Here is a 1,327-nt window from a genome sequence, read left to right on the forward strand (position 1 = left end):
CGAACGGCCGTCCAGACCGGCCGGTTCGCGGCCACTTGCCGGCTCAGGGGACAACCCCGACGCTGCGTTCGCCTCAACGACTTGCTGGTACTGCCGAAGCCGCTTGAAAGACATGGTGAGGTTTTTTCCCATGGCTTCGGTGAAGTCTTGGTAATCTTTTTTCAAGGACCTTTGCTGCATCTCGCTGCCGTTGAGCCGGCTCGCTATGCTCTCCCTACCCCTGGTTTGCAGCCAATTACTAAACTTTCGTTGATTGCTGGCTATAGTCCAGACAACATTCCTCTTGGAAGTCGAGCCCGATCCGAGCTTGCTCAGCTCTTGGTTGGCGAAGCTATCAATCATGAGGGCGTCGTCGGGATAAGGATCATGCTGTTTCAACTGCGACTCGGCGCCTAGATACTGCCGCAGCCGATCGAAACCCACGACCACTTTTTTTCCTTCTTCCTTGGTAAAGGCCCTAAAATCCTCCTTCAACGACTGTTGCTGCTCATCACTGCCGGTGAGCCGGCTGACTATGCTCTCCCTGCCCTCCCTTTTGAGCCAAGCGCTAAACTTTCGTTGCCCACTGGCATTTTTCCGAGAATTCGGGACCTCTTCCTTGGCCAAGCTATCAATGACGCGGGCGTCGTCGGGATAAGGATCATGTATCTGGCGCCCCATCAGGCGCGGCCCAGGTCCAACGGCTTGGAGTTCTTGCCCCTCAGGCGCGAGCCTCCTGAAATGAGACAGTGCTGACTGAAGACGGTTCCGACCATCCCCACCGCTTGCCAAATAATCCGCGATATCAACGGCTAGTGAATCTGGATCGTTTAAAAGCCGAGAAGCCATCGAATCTCTGTTCTCTGCTCTGAGCCAACGAGCGAACCTCTTAAGAATCCCCAAATTGTTCTCGATGGTACGCTCGGGAACCCTTCCGTCCCCTCGGCCGATGCTACCGTCGGGTAGAATTTCGTAGTTTCGGACTGCTTCCGCGAACTGGTTGATGCGGGACTCGTCATCGGGATGCATGTCCCGGTCGGCGGGGCGACCACGCTTGGCGTAATCGACGCGAACCTTGGTTGAGACCACGTGAGTCTCCGTTGCGGCATCGACGTCTTGCTGCCCCGAACCCCGCGACGACGTCTTGCCGCTGCTCAATCCGAACGCCTTCTTGAACCCTGACACCATGCGCGACTTAAATCCGCGGCTTCTGCCCTGCGGCGCCGCGGCGACTTCTCCCGCCTCCGCCATATTGCTCGATGTCTTGCTCCCCGAGCCGCCGAATCGCAAGCTGCTGGAGCCCGCCCGAGAGACGTCTATGCTGTGGCGGGCGCCGCTCAACGAGTTC

1 protein-coding gene and 1 pseudogene are annotated in these 1,327 nt (G+C 57.7%); one reads left to right on the forward strand and one right to left on the reverse strand.

What is annotated here, in order from left to right:
- A pseudogene (locus MOV76_RS39155) lies at positions 1–1,137 on the reverse strand (hypothetical protein); the annotation flags it as partial.
- On the opposite strand from MOV76_RS39155, the gene MOV76_RS39160 reads away from it, so the two are divergent.
- Positions 1,124–1,327, forward strand: a 204-nt coding sequence (locus MOV76_RS39160) for a hypothetical protein (protein ID WP_247266599.1), incomplete at its 3' end; no start/stop codon positions are given. The pseudogene MOV76_RS39155 and the gene MOV76_RS39160 sit on opposite strands and share 14 nt — an antisense overlap.

Source organism: Rhizobium sp. PRIMUS64 (genome assembly GCF_023006465.1).
Lineage (GTDB): Bacteria > Pseudomonadota > Alphaproteobacteria > Rhizobiales > Rhizobiaceae > Rhizobium > Rhizobium leguminosarum.